The organism is Streptomyces sp. yr375 (assembly GCF_900110755.1).
In the GTDB taxonomy this organism is placed as follows: Bacteria; Actinomycetota; Actinomycetes; order Streptomycetales; family Streptomycetaceae; genus Streptomyces.
In genome coordinates, this window is sequence record NZ_FOFF01000020.1 from 1 (window position 1) to 16,028 (window position 16,028).

A 16,028-nucleotide genomic window follows, 5' to 3' on the forward strand; every position below is an offset into this window, starting at 1 on the left:
TGGACAACTACGCCACCCACAAGACCGAGCCGGTCAAGAAGTGGCTGCTTCGCCACCCCCGCTTCCACCTGCACTTCACCCCCACCTCGGCGTCCTGGCTCAACCTCGTCGAGCGCTGGTTCGCCGAACTGACCTGCCGCAAACTCCGCCGCTCGGCCCACCGCAGCGTGGTCGAACTCGAACGCGACATCCGCGGCTGGATCAACGAGTGGAACAAGAACCCCAAGCCGTTCGTCTGGACGAAGACCGCCGACGACATCCTCGACACCCTCGCCGCATACTGCACACGAATTAACGACTCAGGACACTAGGCTGGACGTAGTTGCAGTTGTGGTTCCCGAAACTTCAAGTGCCTTGGCGACTGTATGTCGTCGGGCATTTTTGTATCTCCGGTGCTTATCCGGACGGGGTTCATTGTGGCAACACAAGGGTTCACACGGTGTGGACCCCTGGGCACTGCCCCGAAGGAGATGTGACATGGCTACTGGCACCGTCAAGTGGTTCAACGCGGAAAAGGGCTTCGGCTTCATCGAGCAGGACGGCGGCGGCCCCGACGTCTTCGCCCACTACTCGAACATCGCCGCGCAGGGCTTCCGTGAGCTTCAGGAAGGCCAGAAGGTGAACTTCGACGTCACGCAGGGCCAGAAGGGCCCGCAGGCGGAGAACATCACGCCTGCCTGACGCTGAGGCGTATACAGTAACTGGGGTTCGCACTTGTTGCGGGCCCCAGTTTGCTGCTTCCGTATTCGTATGTGTGTCGCATGTGCATGTGTATCTACATCTGCATTTATCGATGCACTTGTTTCTTTATTCGCATTCCGGCATCTGTCGGAATGCTTTCAGTCTCGCTTTCGGCTCGTTCTCGCAATTCATCCGGCTCACTTCTGTCGGGAATTCCTCGGTGCGCGCCCCGTCGAGGAAGGTTCTCCATGAGCCGTTCACCCCGTACGAACGACCGCGTCCGGTCACAGGGCGAGTTCGCGCAGCCGCTCACCGTCACGCCCGCCCTCCCCGCCGCCGCGACCTTCGGTGAGCTGGACATGCCCGCCGAGCTGCTGACGACGCTCGCCGGCCGCGGCCTGACCGAGCCGTTCCCGATCCAGGCCGCCACGTTGCCGAACTCCCTCGCGGGGCGCGACGTCCTCGGCCGTGGGCGCACGGGATCGGGCAAGACGCTCGCCTTCGGCCTGGCGCTCCTCGCCCGTACGGCGGGGCAGCGCGCCGAATCGAAGAAGCCGCTGGCCCTGATCCTCGTACCCACGCGCGAGCTGGCCCAGCAGGTCGACGAAGCGCTCGCCCCGTACGCGCAGTCGCTGAAGTTGCGGCTGGCCACGGTGGTCGGCGGTATGTCGATCGGCCGGCAGGCCGGGGCGCTGCGGTCCGGGGCCGAGGTGGTCGTCGCGACTCCGGGGCGGCTCGCGGATCTCATCGAGCGCAGGGACTGCCGGCTGGACCGCGTGAAGATCACCGTCCTGGACGAGGCCGACCAGATGGCCGACATGGGCTTCCTGCCCCAGGTCACCGAACTGCTGGACCAGGTACGCCCCGACGGCCAGCGCATGCTGTTCTCGGCCACGCTGGACCGCAACATCGACCACCTGGTCCGTACGTACCTGCATGACCCGGTGGTCCACTCGGTCGACCCGTCGGCGGGCGCGGTCACCACGATGGAGCATCACGTGCTCGAGGTGCACGGCGCCGACAAGTACGCCACCGCCACCGAGATCGCCGCCCGCGACGGGCGCGTCCTCATGTTCCTGGACACCAAGCACGCCGTGGACCAGTTCACCCGGCACCTGCTGGGCAGCGGCGTGAAGGCGGCGGCGCTGCACGGCGGCAAGTCGCAGCCCCAGCGCACCCGCACCCTGGCCCAGTTCAAGGACGGTCACCTCACGGTCCTGGTGGCCACCAACGTCGCGGCCCGCGGCATCCACATCGACGCCCTCGACCTCGTCGTCAACGTCGATCCGCCCGCCGACCACAAGGACTACCTGCACCGCGGCGGCCGTACCGCCCGCGCCGGCGAGTCCGGCAGGGTCGTCACGCTGGTGCTGCCCAACCAGCGCAAGGACATGGCCCGTCTCCTGTCCGACGCGGGCATCCGGCCGCAGACCACGCGGGTCCGCTCCGGCGAGGCCGAGCTGAGCCGTATCACCGGCGCCCAGGCTCCCTCCGGTGTCCCCCTCAACGGAAACACGCCGGTCACGGAGCGCCCCAAGCGCGGCGGTGCTCCCTTCCGCGGCATGGGCACCCGCCCGGGGCAGACCGGCCGCGGCGGCGGCGAGTCCCGCCGGGCCGCCGAGCTCCGTCAGACGGCCGAGGCCCGCAAGGCCGCCCGCGTCCGCCGCGGCGCATAGCCTCCCCCTGAACTCCAGACGCATAGCCTCCCCCTGAACTCCTGCGGATGTACTCCGACGGATGTACTCCAACGGGGGGAGGAAGGCGGGGCGTGCGGCAGCCTGCGTCGGTGCGCGCCGCATCCTGGCGACTCGTGCGGCGACTTGTGCGGTCCGCACGATCGGTCGTACAGCCGCAGCCGCAGCCGTAGCCACAACCACTGCCGTAGTCACCGTCGTAGTCGTCGCCGTAGCCACAGCCGTCATCATCCGCTGTTCGGTATTCGCACAGCCCGCACCCCACGGAGAACCATGGCCGAGTCCACCATCCCTCAGGCCAGTGTCGCCGCGCTGCTGCGCCGTCCCAAGCTGTGGCTGCTGCCCGCGATCCTCACAGGGCTGCTCGCCCTGCTGCTGTCGCTGCTCTACATGGGCGGGATCGTCAACCCCAACCGGGACCTGCACGACCTGCCCATCGCCCTCGTCAACAGTGACACCGGCAAGCCGCCGGCCGGCCAGAAGCAGAACCTGGGCGCCCAGGTCACCGCCGCGATCGCCGCCGACACCGCCGGCGGCAAGGCCGGGTGGCGTACGCTCACCCGCGCCCAGGCCCAGGACCAGCTCGACTCCGGCAAGGTCTACGGCGCACTCGTCGTCCCGGCCGACTTCACCAACTCCGTCACCGCTCTCTCCACGACCGGCGCCACGAAGCGGCCCGTGCTCACCGTGCTCACCAACCCCGGCAAGGGCAGCCTGGGTTCCTCGCTCGCCGCCCAGATCACGACAAAGGCGGCGCACCAGGCGTCGCAGACCATCGGCGCACAGCTCACGGCGGCCGTCGGCACCCGGGCGAACTCCACCACGCGGTTGCTGCTCGCCGACCCGGTGAACGTCGTCACCCAGGTCGGCCACCCCATCGGCACCAACAGCGGACTCAGCCTGACCGCCTTCTACTACACCCTGCTGCTCGTACTGGCCGGCTTCATGGGCGGCAACGTGATCAGCAACGGCGTCGACACCGCCCTCGGCTACGCCGACAACGAGATCGGCCCCTGGCACACCCGCCGCCCCACCGTGCCGATCAACCGCACCCAGACGCTGCTGCTGAAGATGGGCATGACCGCGGGCATCACGCTCCTCAGTGCCTCGCTGGTGATGCTCTCCTGCGTGACCCTCCTGGGCATGGACGCGTCCCACCTGCCGTTGCTGTGGGTCTTCTCCTACTGCGCGACCCTCGCCGTCGGCCTGGGCGTGCAGGCCATCAACGCCGCCTTCGGCGGAATCGGCCAACTGGTCTCCATGTTCGTGTTCATCGTCCTGGGCCTGCCGTCCTCGGGCGCCACCGTCCCGCTCCAGGCGGTCCCCGGCTTCTACCGTTTCCTGTCCCACTTCGAGCCGATGCGCCAGCTCAGCGACGGCGTGCGCGCCATCCTCTTCTTCGACGCCCGCGGCGACGCCGGACTCACCCGCTCCTGGATCATGATCGCGATCGGCACGGTCCTCGCCCTGCTCTTCGGCTTCGCCATGGCGCGGTACTACGACCGCAAGGGACACAAGCGCCTGACGCCGCAACCCGCGTGACTCCGGGGCCGACGGCATCGGCGTCGGCGTCGGGAGTTGGTCAGGAGGGTTGCCCAAATCGTGGGGGCGGTTTACGTTCGAATAAGTTAGGAGTCCTGACCAAAGGGGTTCAGTCATGACCGTCACGCCGCCGCTGCCGCACTGGGAGACGGTTCCCGAGGACCTGCCTGGGGCGATCCGCCAGGTCAAGGCCGCTCTGCGGGCCCGTATCGAGGCCTCGGGGCGGAGCGTCGAAGAGGTCTTCGGCGTCGTGGAGCGGCGGGTCGCCGCGCGGGTGGCCGAGATCGAGGAGGCGAAGGAGCGCGGCGAGAGCGTCTGGCCCGTCGTCGACTACGCCGACATCGAGAACGGCACGGTGTCCCCGGCGCAACTGGAGAAGCTCAGGCGGCGCGGCTGTCTGGTGGTGCGCGGCCACTTCGACCGCGCGCAGGCGCTGCGCTGGGACGCGGACATCGTCGACTACGTGGAGCGCAACGCGTTCTTCGAGAACTACTCCGGCCCCGGCGACGACTTCTTCGGCACCGTCGGCTCCAAGCCCGAGATCTACCCCGTCTACTGGTCCACGGCCCAGATGGAGGCACGGCAGAGCGAGCGGATGGCCCGCGTGCAGTCCCTGCTCAACTCCCTCTGGAAGCACGAGTCCGAGGACGGCGTCCGGTGGTTCGACCCGGAGCGCGACGCGATGTACCCCGACCGGATCCGCCGCCGTCCGCCGGGCACCGAATCCGGTGGCCTGGGCACGCACTGCGACCCCGGCACGCTCGACCTGTGGATGACCCGGGCGTACCAGAAGGCGTTCCGGCACCTGTTCGACGGCACCGTCGAGGAGTACGACCCCTGGGACGCCGCGTACCGCACCGAGGGGCCGCAGTACCCGGGGTCGACCATGTGCTCGGCGTTCCGCACCTTCCAGGGCTGGACCGCGCTGTCGGACATGGCGCACGACCAGGGCGTCCTGCACACCGTGCCGATCCCCGAGGCGATGGCGTACCTCATGCTGCGGCCGCTGCTCGCGGACGTGCCGGAGGACGACATGTGCGGCGTCACCGTCAACCAGGTCTTCCCCTCCGGCGAGCGCTGGCATCCGCTGCTCATGAAGGCGCTCACCGGCATCCCCGACGTCCGGGCCGGCGACTCCGTCTGGTGGCACTGCGACATGATCCACAGCGTTGCGCCCGTGAAGGACCAGCAAGGGTGGGGCAACGTCATGTACATCCCCGCCGCGCCCTGGTGTCCCCGCAACGAGGAGTACGCCGCCCAGGTGCGGGAGGCCTTCCTCACCGGCTCCAGCCCCGGCGACTTTCCCGAGGAGCACTACGAGCGCGACTGGACCGGCCGCTTCACCGCCGACCGGCTCAACGACACCGGCCGCCGGGGGTTGGGGATGGAGATGGGGCAGTCGGATAGGAGTTGGGGCTGAGGCGTGGGGGAGGTGTCATGGAGATCCGCCGGGAGTTCGGGGGCTCGGCGCTGCCCAGCATGGCGCTGCTGCGCGAGCTGACCGACCAGATCGTGCTGGACACCGTGTTCGAGCAGGCGCCGATCACCCGCGCGGAGATCGCGCAGCGCACCGGCATTTCCAAGACCACCGTCTCGGAGTCGGTGCGTCGTCTGGAGCGGATGAAGCTGCTGTTGCCCGCCGGGGAGCAGCGCGGGCGGCAGGGCAGGGTCGGTACCTACTACCAGGTCGCCGCGGACGCGGGCTTCGTCGTCGCCGTCGACCTGCATCCGACCGAGATCAGGCTGTGCGCCGCCGATCTGTTCGGCCGGGCGTTCCTGGAGACCACGCACCAGCCCGTCCCACCCCGCAACCCCGACCACATCGCCCGGCAGGTGCGTGCTCTCGTGGCCGGGGCGATCGAGGAGGGGAGCGTCGGGCATGGCCGGCCGCTGGCCATCGGGGTGTCCGTCGCCAACCCCGTGGATCCCAGGACCTCCGCCGTCATCCCGCTGGCGGACACCCCGTACCCGGAGGGCGTCTTCCAGCCGCAGGAGGCACTGGCCGGTCTGACCGACGCCCCGCTGCTGGTGGAGAACGACGTCAACCTCGCAGCCGTCGCCGAACGCCGGCACGGAGCGGCGCGCGAGGCGGAGAGCGTCGCCTACGTGTTCATCGGGGCCGGTATGGGCATGGGGCTGGTCGTCGGCGACCGGCTCGTTCGGGGCGCGCGGGGGGTGGCCGGGGAGATCGGATACCTCAGCGTCGGCTCCCAGCCGCCCGAGACCGGCGACGACGTCGGTATCGGTAGCGGCATCGGCGTACGGCATGGGTTCGCCAGGGCTGTCGCGGCGGCGGGGTTCGGGTCGCGGCGGCACAACACCAAAGCCGATGGGGCTGGCAGGGCCGATGGGGCCGATGGGGTCGATGGGGCCGACACGGCTGACAGCGCGGACGCTGTCGTCGTCGCGCGGGAGATTTTTCGCCTCGCCGCCGAGGGGGACGTCGAGGCTCTTGCCGTCATCGAGCGGGAAGGCCGCACGATCGGGGAGGCGATCGCCACCGTCTGCGCGGTCGTCGATCCCGAACTCGTCCTGCTCGGGGGGCCCATCGGCAGTCATCCCGCCCTGCTGGACGTCGTCCGCGAGACCGTGAACCGGCTCGCGCCGCTGCCTCCGCCGGTCGAGGCCGGTGCGCTGGGCGAGGCGGCCCCGCTGCGCGGCGCGCTCACCGTCGCCCTGCGGCGCGCCCGCTCCGACTTGCGTGCGGACGCCGGAGGGGAGTGAGGCGGGCCGGCTCGACCGGGGGAGTGCGTTTGCGAACGTCGCGGGGTCGGTGCCGGTGGCGGCGACTCCCGTCACGCCTCGCCGGGGGACGGCGCGGAATGCCGCTGTGGGATGGCCCGAGCCGCGCCCCCGTCGTACACCGGGGGGCGCGTCGTGGGATATGGTCCCCCCGTTTCCGGCTACCGAATGAAGACGAGCCGGTACGGGGAGTGTCGGAGGGGCGGCAGAGCGATGGAATCCCAGGCGGGCGACGGCGGATCCGTGGAGCTGGACGGCGCATGGTTGGAGACGCTGTCTCCCGAACCGCTGCTGACCAGGGACTACGAGACGCGCCCCTCACTCGTGTACGAGAGGCTGCGGCAGCGGCACGGCCCGGTCGCGCCGGTCGACCTGCTCGGCGTGCCGGCCTGGCTGGTCCTCGGCTACCGCGAGGCGCTCGACGTGCTCCAGGACGACGCCGGGTGGCCGAAGGGGCTGGAGAACTGGCGGGCCCGCTCGGAGGGCAGGGTGCCGGCCGACTGGCCGCTCGGGCCGTCCCTGGAGGTCAACCACGTACTGATCCAGGGCGGGCCGGGATACCGGCCGTTGCGCACGGCGTGGGACGCGGCGCTCAAGCCGTTCCAGGACCCGCGGCACGCCCAGGCGAAGCGGCTGAAGACGGCCGTCGCCGCCTACGCCGACGACCTGATCAGCCTGGTGGGGCAGGCCGGCGGTACGGGGCTTGCGGACCTGTCCGCCCAGTTCTCCCGGCCGCTGCCGCTGATGGTGGCCAGCCATCTGCTCGGTTTCCCCGGGTCCCAGGGCGACGACGCGCTGATGGACATGTGGCGGGTACTGGACGCCGGCCCGGACGCGGAGCTCGCGCTGGAGCGGCTGCTCGCCGCGCTGGCGGAACTCGCGGCGGTAAAGCTGAAGCAGCCGGGGGACGACTTTCCGTCGTATCTGCTGGCCGCCCACCCCGACCTCTCGCTCGACCAGTTGGCCCGTGAGCTGTTCATGCTGCTGGGCATGACGTCCGACCACGTCGGCATCCTCATATCCAACACGGTGGTCGAGGTCATCTCGGGCGAGGGCGGTGTGCGGGCCAGTCTGTCCGCCGGGATGGTCCGGGAGAGCATGAACCGGGTGGTGATGCGCAAGCCGCCGCTGGTGAACTTCGTGCCGCGCTTCGCGGCCAGGGACACCCCGCTCGGCAACTACACGATCCGGGCGGGCGACCCGGTGTGGGTCTCCTCCGCGGCGGCCCACGCGGACCCGCTGTTCGCCGACAAGGTGGCCGAGGGCACCGCGGTCAGCACCCGGGCGCATCTGGCCTGGGGCGCGGGCCAGCGCCAGTGCCCGGCGCGTGAACTCGCGTCGACGGTCGCGGCGGTCGGCGTGGGCCGGCTCTTCGAGCGCTTCTCGAACCTCGAACTCGCCCTCCCCGTCGATCAACTCCCTTGGCGTTCCTCGCCGTTCATGCGCGGCCTGCGCTCGCTGCCCGTACGGTACGAACTGGCCGCGATGCCGCCGCAGCCGTCGGCGCACGCCCCGGACGCGGAGGCGGGCGACACGGCGGAGGCAGCGGACGGGGTTCGGGTTGAGGCGGGTGGGGCGGGCGGTGCGGTGGAGTCGGCGGACGCGGCGGACGTCGTGCTGCCGGACTCGGCCGTCCGGCAGCGCTCGTCGCTGTGGCGCTATCTGACGGGACTCATCGGCGTCGGCCGCTGACTCGTCGGCTGCTGACACGTCTGCCGCTGGCGCGTCGGCCGCGGACTTTCGGGACGCTTTTTCGGGTGCCCTGAGGCACCGGATCGCATCGATATAGGACTGCAACTGGCCCATGAATGGGGCCAGTTGGATGCGTCCGGTGCCCGGGGCGCACACGCCCGCGTTTGCGAAAGTCACGTGGTCGACGAGCGGGGCTGCTGGGTCGGCCGGCGTCAGCCCATGCTCTTCGAACCGTCCATGGACTCGCGGATGATGTCGGCGTGACCCGCGTGCTGGGCGGTCTCGGCGACGATGTGCAGCAGGACCCGGCGGGCCGACCACTGCGCGCCGGGCTCGAACCACGGAGCCGACGGCAGCGGGTGCGCCACGTCCAAGTCGGGCAGGGACACGACCAGTTCGTCGGTACGGCGCGCCACCTCGTCGTACTCCTTCAGCACACCCGCGAGCGTTTCGCCGGGCAGCATCCGGAAATTGTCGGCCCGTTTGGCGAAGTCCGCCTCGGTCATGCTGGTGAAGTCGGGCATCGCCGACCGGCCCGCCAGGATGAAGCCCACCCAGTTCTGTTCGACCGACGTGACGTGCTTGATCAGACCGCCGAGACACAGCTCGCTGGCGGTGCTCCGCTGCCCGACCTGTTCGTCGGTGAGGTCGCGGGTGGTGAAGCGCAGGAAGTGCCGCTGCTTGGCCAGCGCCTCCAGCAGGTCGGCGCGCTCGCCGGTGACGGTCTGGCCGAGGGGCGTGGAGTCCGTGGTGGAACCGGTGGTGGAGTCAGTCGTGGCGTCGCTCATGGCCTCTTCTTCCGTTCTTCCGTGAAGGCTTGTGTGCCGCTTCTCTGCCGCTGTTCTTCCGCGGTCGAGTGACACGTTAGGAGCGATCGAGGTCAGATCCTGACCTAAAGAAGCCCCTGAAGAAGCCTTGGTCTAGAGAGACTGCGAAACCGGCTCCCTGCTCGGCCCCCAGGCCGCCGCGCACAGCGATCGTTCGACCTCGGACGTGTAGACGGCGGCGGCCAGCCAGGCGCGGGCGAAGCGGTCCGTGTCGGCGGGGAGCAGCCGGCCGAACGCGTCGCGGGAGCGGTCCGCGGCGGCGGCCCGGAGGTCGTCGAGGAGGTCGCCCGCGGTGGTGAGACCGACGCGCCGCAGCCGTCCGCTGTCACCCGGCCCGCTGCCCGGGAAGGCGAGCACCCGGCGGCCCCCGGACACGGCCTGGTGCACGCGGCGGCGCAGGAGGTGCAGCGGGGCCTCGTCCGGCACGGGGGTGCGAGCGGGGGTGGGTGCGGGGACCGTCGTCCGCGTGGGCAGGTCGGCGTGTTGGAGGCGGTCCAGGCCGAGGTCCACCCGGGCGTCGGGCCGGGCGTCGGGGTGTCGGGCGGGGTGTTCGACGGCGAGCAGCAGCGCGCGGGGGAGTGGCCCCGGGGCGAGCCGGGCGATGATCCGCAGTCGGCTGCCCCGGGCGCCGGCCAGCAGCCGGAGGTTGTCGCGGTACGGGAGCGCCGGGTCCTCGTGGGCCATCGCCAGCCGGAGGGCGAGGCCGTCGCAGTCGGCCAGCAGACAGTCGCCCGTCGCCTCACGGACCGTGCCCGCGAGGGTGACGTCGAGGAAGAGCAGACCGTGGCCGCCGCCGTCCAGGGCGCGGGCGACCTGCTCGGCGACGGGCACCGCCCACAGCCGGTCCAGCGGCGCGGCGTTCCAGGCGGCGCCGGAGGCTCGTACCGCCCGGACCCCCGCCCCCGCGCCGAGCCGGCCCGTCGGCGAGACGGTCGCGCCGGAGACCGCGAGCCCCGCACGCGACAACTCGCGGTGGCTCAGGGCGGTGTCGCCGATGCGTACGGCGCGGTCGGCGGCGCCGGTCGCCCGGCCGGGGCCGCCCGGTGCCACGTCGGAGACCGTGTAGAGGCGGCCCTCGGCGTCGGCGGTCCAGGTGACCGCGCCCGCGTACCCGGTCGCCGTCAGGACGGGCTCGGAGAAGAGGCCGTACAGGCGCAACGAGCCGTCCGGGGTGTACGGCTGCCGTACGGTGCCGCGCAGTTCGGCGAGGTCGGGGCCGCTCGCGAACGGCAGCCGGTGCGCCACGCCGAGGACGGTGCGCAGGGCCTCCGCCAGCTCGGGCTGCCGGTAGGCGGGGTCGGCGGAGCGAGCCGCGCGTATCCCCGTGACCACGGAGATCGCCGAGGCGGCGGCCCGGGGGAGTCCCGCGAGTCGCGCGGTGTGCGCGGCGCGCAGCAGCTCCGCCTGGAGCACGGCACCGGAGCCGTCCGTACCGGCTTCGAGGACGGCGGCCGCCGCGTCGAACACGGCCTGCGCGGCGGCGAGTTGGGCCGGGGCGGCGGTCTCCGGTTCCGCCTCAGTCCCAGCCTCCGCCTCCGTCCTCGGGTTCTGCTCCGCCTCGGCTTCCGGGGAGGGCGCAGGGGGCGTGGGTGTGTTGTCGGTCGGTTCGTCGTCGGCGACCGGTGCGGCCGAGGCCGCCGCCGGGCGGTGCAGACAGTCGGGGGCGAGCAGACAACCGCAGCGGATTGCGTCCGCGCTGGTCACCGTACCGCCGGGCGCGTGGAGTTCGAGGTCGGTGTCGTCGTCGACGGCGATCCGTACGGTGTCGCCCTCGCGGACGACCGGACGCGCCGCCAGCTTGGCGATGCCCGCGTCCAGCCGCTTGCGTAGCCGGGGCGAGAGCGCCTCGACGAGCTCGGCGGTGACGGACGGAGCGACCGGAGGCAACAGTTCAGGGCTCATGCGATCTTCTCCCCTACCCAGCGGGCGAGTTCGAGCGGGCTGAGGGCGGCGACGGGCATGCCCGCGGCGACGAGTCGGCCCGCGACGCCCGTGGAGTAGCGCGGCCTACCGGTGTCGTCGAGGCTCGCGCAGCCCAGGACGTGACAGCCCGCCCCGACCAGCGCGCGCACCTCGCCGAGCAGTCCGCCGAGCGGATAGCCCTCCTCGAAGTCGCTGACGACCACGACGAGCGTCCGCGACGGCACGGTGACCAGCTCGCGCGCGTGCCGCAGCCCCGCCGCGATGTGCGTACCGCCTCCGATGCGCACCTCCAGGAGCAGCGACAACGGGTCCTCCACCTGTTCGGTGAGGTCGATGACCTCCGTGGAGAACGCCAGGAAGTGCGTGGACAGCGTCGGCACCCCGGCCAGCACCGAGGCCGTCAGCGCGGCCCACACCGTGGACGCCTCCATGGACCCCGACACGTCCGTGACGAGGATCAGCCGCCAGTCCGCGGCGCGCCGCGCCCGCGTACGGAACACCGGACGCTCGGGGACGACCCGGACCGTGCCGTCGGGGCCGCGCCGCGCGGTCGCCAGGTTGGCGCGCAGCGTGCGGGACAGGTCGAGACCGCCGCCCGGACGCCGGCTGGGGCGCGGCAGAGTCGTGCCGTGCAGGGCGGGGCGCAGCCGCGTGGCGAGCTGCCGGGTCAGCGCCTCGACCAGTCGCCGGACGAGCGGGCGCAGCGCGGCGAGCCGGGCCTCGGGCAGTCCGCCCGCGTGTTGCAGCACCGTGCGCAGCAGATCGACCGAGGGGCGCACACTGTCGGCGTCCAGCTCCGTGAGCACGTCCTTGCGGCCCGACGCGGCGGCCGCCGCCAGCACCTCCTCCCGGATGCCCGGCCCGAACAGCGCCGCCAGCTCCTGCGACCACTCCCGCACCCCGGGATACGGCGCTTCCCGGCCGCCGCCGGCCCCCGGGCCCGTCAGATCCCCCCGGCTGCCCTCGCCGCGCCCGCTGCCGTACAGCTCGTCCAGTGCCGTCGCCAACGAGCGTGCGGACGAGGGGAGTTGGTCGCTGCGGCGGCCCAGCAGAAGCCGCCAGCGGTCGGCGGGGACGAGCAGGTGATCCTCGGTCGCGCAGCCCACGACGGCGTCAGACACGGGAACGGATATGGGGACGGGTGACTGTGTGTCGGCACCGGGTGCGGGTAGCAGGCCCAGTGACCGGAGGGTGGCGCGGGCCGCGAGGTCAGCCTGTGTCCAGGTGGCGAGTGCGGCCGGGTCGATGCCGTCGGTGTCGGTGACGGGCCCGGTGTCGAGGCGTTCCTCGACGGCCGCGAGGAGACGGTCGCGGGCGGCGGGGCTCAGCGTCTCGAAGCCGCCCCGCAGCGCGGGGAGCCGATCGAGGAACGCCCGGTCGGGCAGTTCCGAGACACGGTTGAGCAGGGGTTCGAGCGCGGGTGCCGCGGCTTCCAGCAGCGGGCCCGCGGCGGTCAGCAGACCGCTCAGCCGGGCGGTCAGCGCCGACCGGGCGTCGGGGTCGACGGCCCCGTCGACCCAGGAGGCGACGCGGTCGCCGAAGGCGCGCGCGTCCTCCTGCCCGAGCAGCACCCGGACGGCTCCGGCGGCGCCGCGCATCAGCGGGGAGCCGTCGGCGGCCAGCCGGGCGAGGGCGTCGGTGAGCCGGATGCCGCCCAACAGGTCGGCGCGGTGGGCGAGTTCGAGGAGCGAGTGAGCGTCGGCGGGGTCCTCGGACCCGGTCAGGCCGTCCACCTGCCGCACCGCCGCCGCGGTGAGCAGCTCGGCGACGGAGGCCGCCCGCGCCGTACGGTCCTCGTCGGCGTCGAGCCCCGGCACATGACCGGCCCGCAGACGGTCCGACAGGGCCAGCGCGGCGAGGAGTTCGGGCAGCGTGCCGGCCTGCGGGAGCACCTCGGCGACGTCGTCGAGCCGCTCGTCCGCGAGCTGCGGCAGCCCGCACTCCGCGGCTTCCGCGAGCCCCCGCAGCACCTGCGCGGCCGTCGAGCCGCCCTCGTCGCGCTCCGCGCGCCGCCGTTCGCGCAGCAGGCCCTCGGCGGCCTGGGCCGCGGTGACTCCGCGCACGCCGGCCGCGGTCAGCATGGCCGCCGTCGCCGGCGTCCAGCGCACCTCCCAACGGGAGGTGAGGGCCTCGCCGCCGCCCGCGCCGACGACCTCCTTCGCCTCCGCGTACGGCACCCCGCACACCGTCAGCCGCCGCAACAGCAGTTCGCGACGCCGGTCGAGGTCGGACCGCAACGGGTCGAGCCGTAGGTCCCGGGCCGGGCCGGAGGCGTTCTCCGGCCCCGGCAGGCCCAGCGCGGCGGCCTCGGCCTCGACCGCCGGGGCGAGACCGCTGCGCGGCGCGCCCGGCGCGGGCCGGCCGGTACGCGTGCCGACGAGCACCCGCTCCATCGCCCGCGCCACGGCCCGCCCCCGCCCGTACGGCTCCCCCTGCGCGAGGACCGTCTGCACCGCCTCGACCAACTCGCCCCGGCCCGCCGCGGGCAGCCCGCGCAGCCTGGCGAGGTCCGAGGCGAGTCGGCTGATCTCCCGCGCGTCGGCCGGCCCGGACGGATGCCCGAGCCCCCGCAACTCCGCACACACCCGCACGGCCGCCCGCGTCAGCGCCTCCGCCAGCGCCGCGGGATCCCCCGCCGCCCGCACCACCATGTCCTGCCACTCGGGATCCCGGATCCCGGCCGGATACCCGGACCGCTCGTCCAGCAGGGCATAGGTATAGGGAATCAACGAGGTGCTCCACGCCCCCCGCCCCACCGCGCCGACGTCATGTCCGGTGAAGGACTCTTCTCCGGTGAAGGACGTTGCCGCGGTCAGGGCCGGTGCGTGGAAGGCGCCGGTCAGCACCGCGGCGCGTTCGCCGTCGGCGGTGCACTCGGCGATGCGGGAACGCATCCACTGCTCGCGGCGGAGGTCCAGTTCGGGTACGCCGCCGGAGGCCGCCGCGTCCGCGCGCAGCGCCCACCCCGTCAACAGGGCCGCCCGGCGCAGGGCCTCGGGCGGCGAGCCCGGGGCGGTGGCCTCGACCAGACGGTCCCACAGGTCGTCGCCGGGGCGGCCCGTGAGGCGGGCGCGGAGCGCGTCGGTGAGCCGGTGCGGAGCGCCGTGCTGCGTGCCGTCGCGGGCCTCGGACCAGGCCGGGTCCGCGAGGGGCAGGTCGCAGGCGACCACCGGGACGCCGTGCCGAGCCGCCCAGCGTACGGCGGCCAGCTCGGGCGAGAAGTCGGCGAACGGATAGAACGCCGGGCCCCGCCCGTCACCGGGCGCGGCGGCGAGCGCGACCGGGGCCCGGGTCTCCTCGTGCCCGAGCCAGGGCAGCCACTCCTGCATCTCGGCCGGCAACTCGACGAGCACCACGTCCGGCCGCGCCTCGTCCAGCAGCGCGGGCACAGCAGCGGCCAGCGACGGCGCGTGATGCCGCACACCGATGAGGTACGGCCCGGCCGGGTCGGTGAGGGCGGCGAGGGCCTCGTCCGGGGATGCCGGGGAGCCCGGGGAGTTCGGGAAGTTCGGGAAGTCCGGGACGTCGGGGGAGCCCAGAGAGTCCGCGGAGCCCGGAGTGATCGGGCTCTCCGGAGATCCCGGAGAGCCTGGGAAGTCCGGGGATCCTGGAGAGTCCGGGAAGCCAGGAGTGATCGGGAAGTCCGGGGAGCCCGACGCGGCCGACGCGGACCGTGCTGACGGTGCGGCCGACGTGGACGCCGCGGTGGGGTGGAGGGGCAGGGACACGGCCGTCAGCCCTCCAGTACCGTGCGCAGGTCCCACAGGGTGCGCCAGGTTGCCGAACCCTGCTCGGCGCGGCGGCGTACGGGGCCGTCCCAGTAGCCGCGCAGGCGGGCCGCGTCGGCCGGGTCGTCCTTGCGGACCACGCCGAGCAGGTGGCCCGGCAGCAGTCCCAGCACGTCACGGTCGCCGGGGAAGTACGCCGCCGCGAGTGCCAGCGCGCCCGCGACGGACACGGCCTCCGCGGTGGACATCACCGTGGACGGCCGCTCCACCTCCCAGCCCTCCGCCGACCGGCCCTCCCGCAGATCGCGGAACGCGGTGACCAGGGCCTCCAACACGGCGTCGTCGACCTGGAAAGGCGCACCGGCCCGCTCCACCGAGGCCCGCGCCTGACTGCGCACGAGCGCGGTCTCCGCGTCGAGGTCCGGAATCGGGCCGACCGTCTCGAAGTTGAAGCGGCGCTTGAGGGCCGCGGACATCTCCGAGACGCCCTTGTCGCGCAGGTTGGCCGTGGCGATCAGGTTGAAGCCGGGCGCGGCATGCGCCAACGCGTCGTCCGTGCCCGCCAGTTCGGGTACGGCGATGCGTCGCTCCGACAGCAGTGAGACCAACGCGTCCTGCACCTCGGGCAGACACCGCGTGACCTCCTCGACCCGGGCGATGCCGCCCCGGGACATGGCGGTCAGCACTGGCGACGCCACCAGCGCCTGCCGGCTCGGCCCCTGCGCCAGCAACAGGGCGTAGTTCCAGCCGTACTTGAGCTGGTCCTCCGTCGTACCCGCCGTGCCCTGCACGACCAGACCGCTGGTGCCGCACACGGCGGTGGACAGCAGCTCGGACAGCATCGACTTGGCGGTACCGGGCTCGCCGACGAGCAGCAGCCCGCGCTCCCCGGCCAGCGTGACCACACACCGCTCCACCAGCGCCCGGTCCCCGACGAACTTGCCCTCCACCACCAGCCGCCCCGGCACCCCCTCGGGCACGTCGACGCCCTCGGGCAGTTTCAGGGCACGGCCGTCGCTGCCCATGACGAACGTGACGACGGCACGCGGGGTGAGCCGCCAGGCGGGCGGGCGCGGCCCGGCGTCGTACGCGGCGAGGAAGGCCAGCTCGGTGGCGTACCGCTCCTCGGGCGGGACGATCTGCCGGACGGGGGTGGGGGAGGTGGGCGTGGTGGACCGGACGGTCGTGGTCATCGGCGC

At 72.7% G+C, this 16,028-nt stretch carries 11 protein-coding genes; 7 read left to right on the plus strand and 4 right to left on the minus strand.

Going from position 1 to position 16,028, the window contains the following annotated elements:
* The 7 genes from BMZ82_RS20470 to BMZ82_RS20500 all read left to right on the plus strand — a co-directional run.
* The coding region (locus BMZ82_RS20470; protein ID WP_177244577.1) for a transposase at positions 1–311 on the plus strand (311 nt) is incomplete at its 5' end.
* 166 nt (positions 312–477) lie between these two features.
* Positions 478–681, plus strand: a complete 204-nt coding sequence (locus BMZ82_RS20475; RefSeq protein WP_062705208.1) for a cold-shock protein — start codon at positions 478–480, stop codon at positions 679–681.
* 248 nt (positions 682–929) lie between these two features.
* Positions 930–2,357, plus strand: a complete 1,428-nt coding sequence (locus tag BMZ82_RS20480) for a DEAD/DEAH box helicase (RefSeq protein ID WP_093777813.1) — start codon at positions 930–932, stop codon at positions 2,355–2,357.
* Between the two features lie 291 nt (positions 2,358–2,648).
* Positions 2,649–3,917 carry a YhgE/Pip domain-containing protein gene (locus tag BMZ82_RS20485; protein ID WP_093777815.1) on the plus strand — a complete coding sequence of 423 codons (1,269 nt, stop codon included), beginning with the start codon at positions 2,649–2,651 and terminating at the stop codon, positions 3,915–3,917.
* Positions 3,918–4,032: 115 nt separating this feature from the next.
* The gene (locus BMZ82_RS20490) at positions 4,033–5,337 is read left to right on the plus strand and encodes a DUF1479 domain-containing protein (RefSeq protein WP_093777817.1); all 1,305 of its coding nucleotides are present in this window, start codon (positions 4,033–4,035) and stop codon (positions 5,335–5,337) included.
* Positions 5,338–5,354: 17 nt separating this feature from the next.
* Entirely contained in the window at positions 5,355–6,641 is a 1,287-nt protein-coding gene (locus tag BMZ82_RS20495) for an ROK family transcriptional regulator (protein ID WP_093777819.1), read from the plus strand.
* A gap of 231 nt (positions 6,642–6,872) precedes the next feature.
* Complete coding sequence (locus tag BMZ82_RS20500; RefSeq protein ID WP_093777821.1) at positions 6,873–8,351, plus strand: cytochrome P450; 1,479 nt, start codon at positions 6,873–6,875, stop codon at positions 8,349–8,351.
* Between the two features lie 212 nt (positions 8,352–8,563).
* On the opposite strand, the gene BMZ82_RS20505 is transcribed toward BMZ82_RS20500, so the two are convergent.
* From BMZ82_RS20505 to BMZ82_RS20525, 4 genes are all read right to left on the minus strand, one after another.
* Positions 8,564–9,139, minus strand: coding sequence for a DinB family protein (locus tag BMZ82_RS20505; RefSeq protein ID WP_093777823.1), 576 nt, complete (start codon positions 9,137–9,139; stop codon positions 8,564–8,566).
* Between the two features lie 132 nt (positions 9,140–9,271).
* Positions 9,272–11,080 (minus strand): hypothetical protein, encoded by a 1,809-nt coding sequence (locus tag BMZ82_RS20510; protein WP_093777825.1) that lies wholly within the window; start codon positions 11,078–11,080, stop codon positions 9,272–9,274.
* The gene (locus BMZ82_RS20515) at positions 11,077–14,640 is read right to left on the minus strand and encodes a vWA domain-containing protein (protein WP_093778021.1); all 3,564 of its coding nucleotides are present in this window, start codon (positions 14,638–14,640) and stop codon (positions 11,077–11,079) included. Before BMZ82_RS20515 ends, BMZ82_RS20510 begins: the two co-directional genes overlap by 4 nt.
* A gap of 194 nt (positions 14,641–14,834) precedes the next feature.
* A complete protein-coding gene (locus tag BMZ82_RS20525; protein ID WP_093777827.1) occupies positions 14,835–16,022 on the minus strand; it encodes an ATP-binding protein in 1,188 nt (395 codons plus the stop codon).
* Positions 16,023–16,028 lie beyond the last annotated feature (6 nt).

What these genes read in the sequence shown, in the direction of transcription:
- BMZ82_RS20525 (WP_093777827.1), bottom strand. Translation starts at nt 16,022, where the DNA reads ATGACCACGACCGTCCGGTCCACCACGCCCACCTCCCCCACCCCCGTC.
- BMZ82_RS20495 (WP_093777819.1), top strand. Translation starts at nt 5,355, where the DNA reads ATGGAGATCCGCCGGGAGTTCGGGGGCTCGGCGCTGCCCAGCATGGCG.
- BMZ82_RS20475 (WP_062705208.1), top strand. Translation starts at nt 478, where the DNA reads ATGGCTACTGGCACCGTCAAGTGGTTCAACGCGGAAAAGGGCTTCGGC.
- BMZ82_RS20505 (WP_093777823.1), bottom strand. Translation starts at nt 9,139, where the DNA reads ATGAGCGACGCCACGACTGACTCCACCACCGGTTCCACCACGGACTCC.
- BMZ82_RS20500 (WP_093777821.1), top strand. Translation starts at nt 6,873, where the DNA reads ATGGAATCCCAGGCGGGCGACGGCGGATCCGTGGAGCTGGACGGCGCA.
- BMZ82_RS20490 (WP_093777817.1), top strand. Translation starts at nt 4,033, where the DNA reads ATGACCGTCACGCCGCCGCTGCCGCACTGGGAGACGGTTCCCGAGGAC.
- BMZ82_RS20485 (WP_093777815.1), top strand. Translation starts at nt 2,649, where the DNA reads ATGGCCGAGTCCACCATCCCTCAGGCCAGTGTCGCCGCGCTGCTGCGC.
- BMZ82_RS20510 (WP_093777825.1), bottom strand. Translation starts at nt 11,080, where the DNA reads ATGAGCCCTGAACTGTTGCCTCCGGTCGCTCCGTCCGTCACCGCCGAG.
- BMZ82_RS20480 (WP_093777813.1), top strand. Translation starts at nt 930, where the DNA reads ATGAGCCGTTCACCCCGTACGAACGACCGCGTCCGGTCACAGGGCGAG.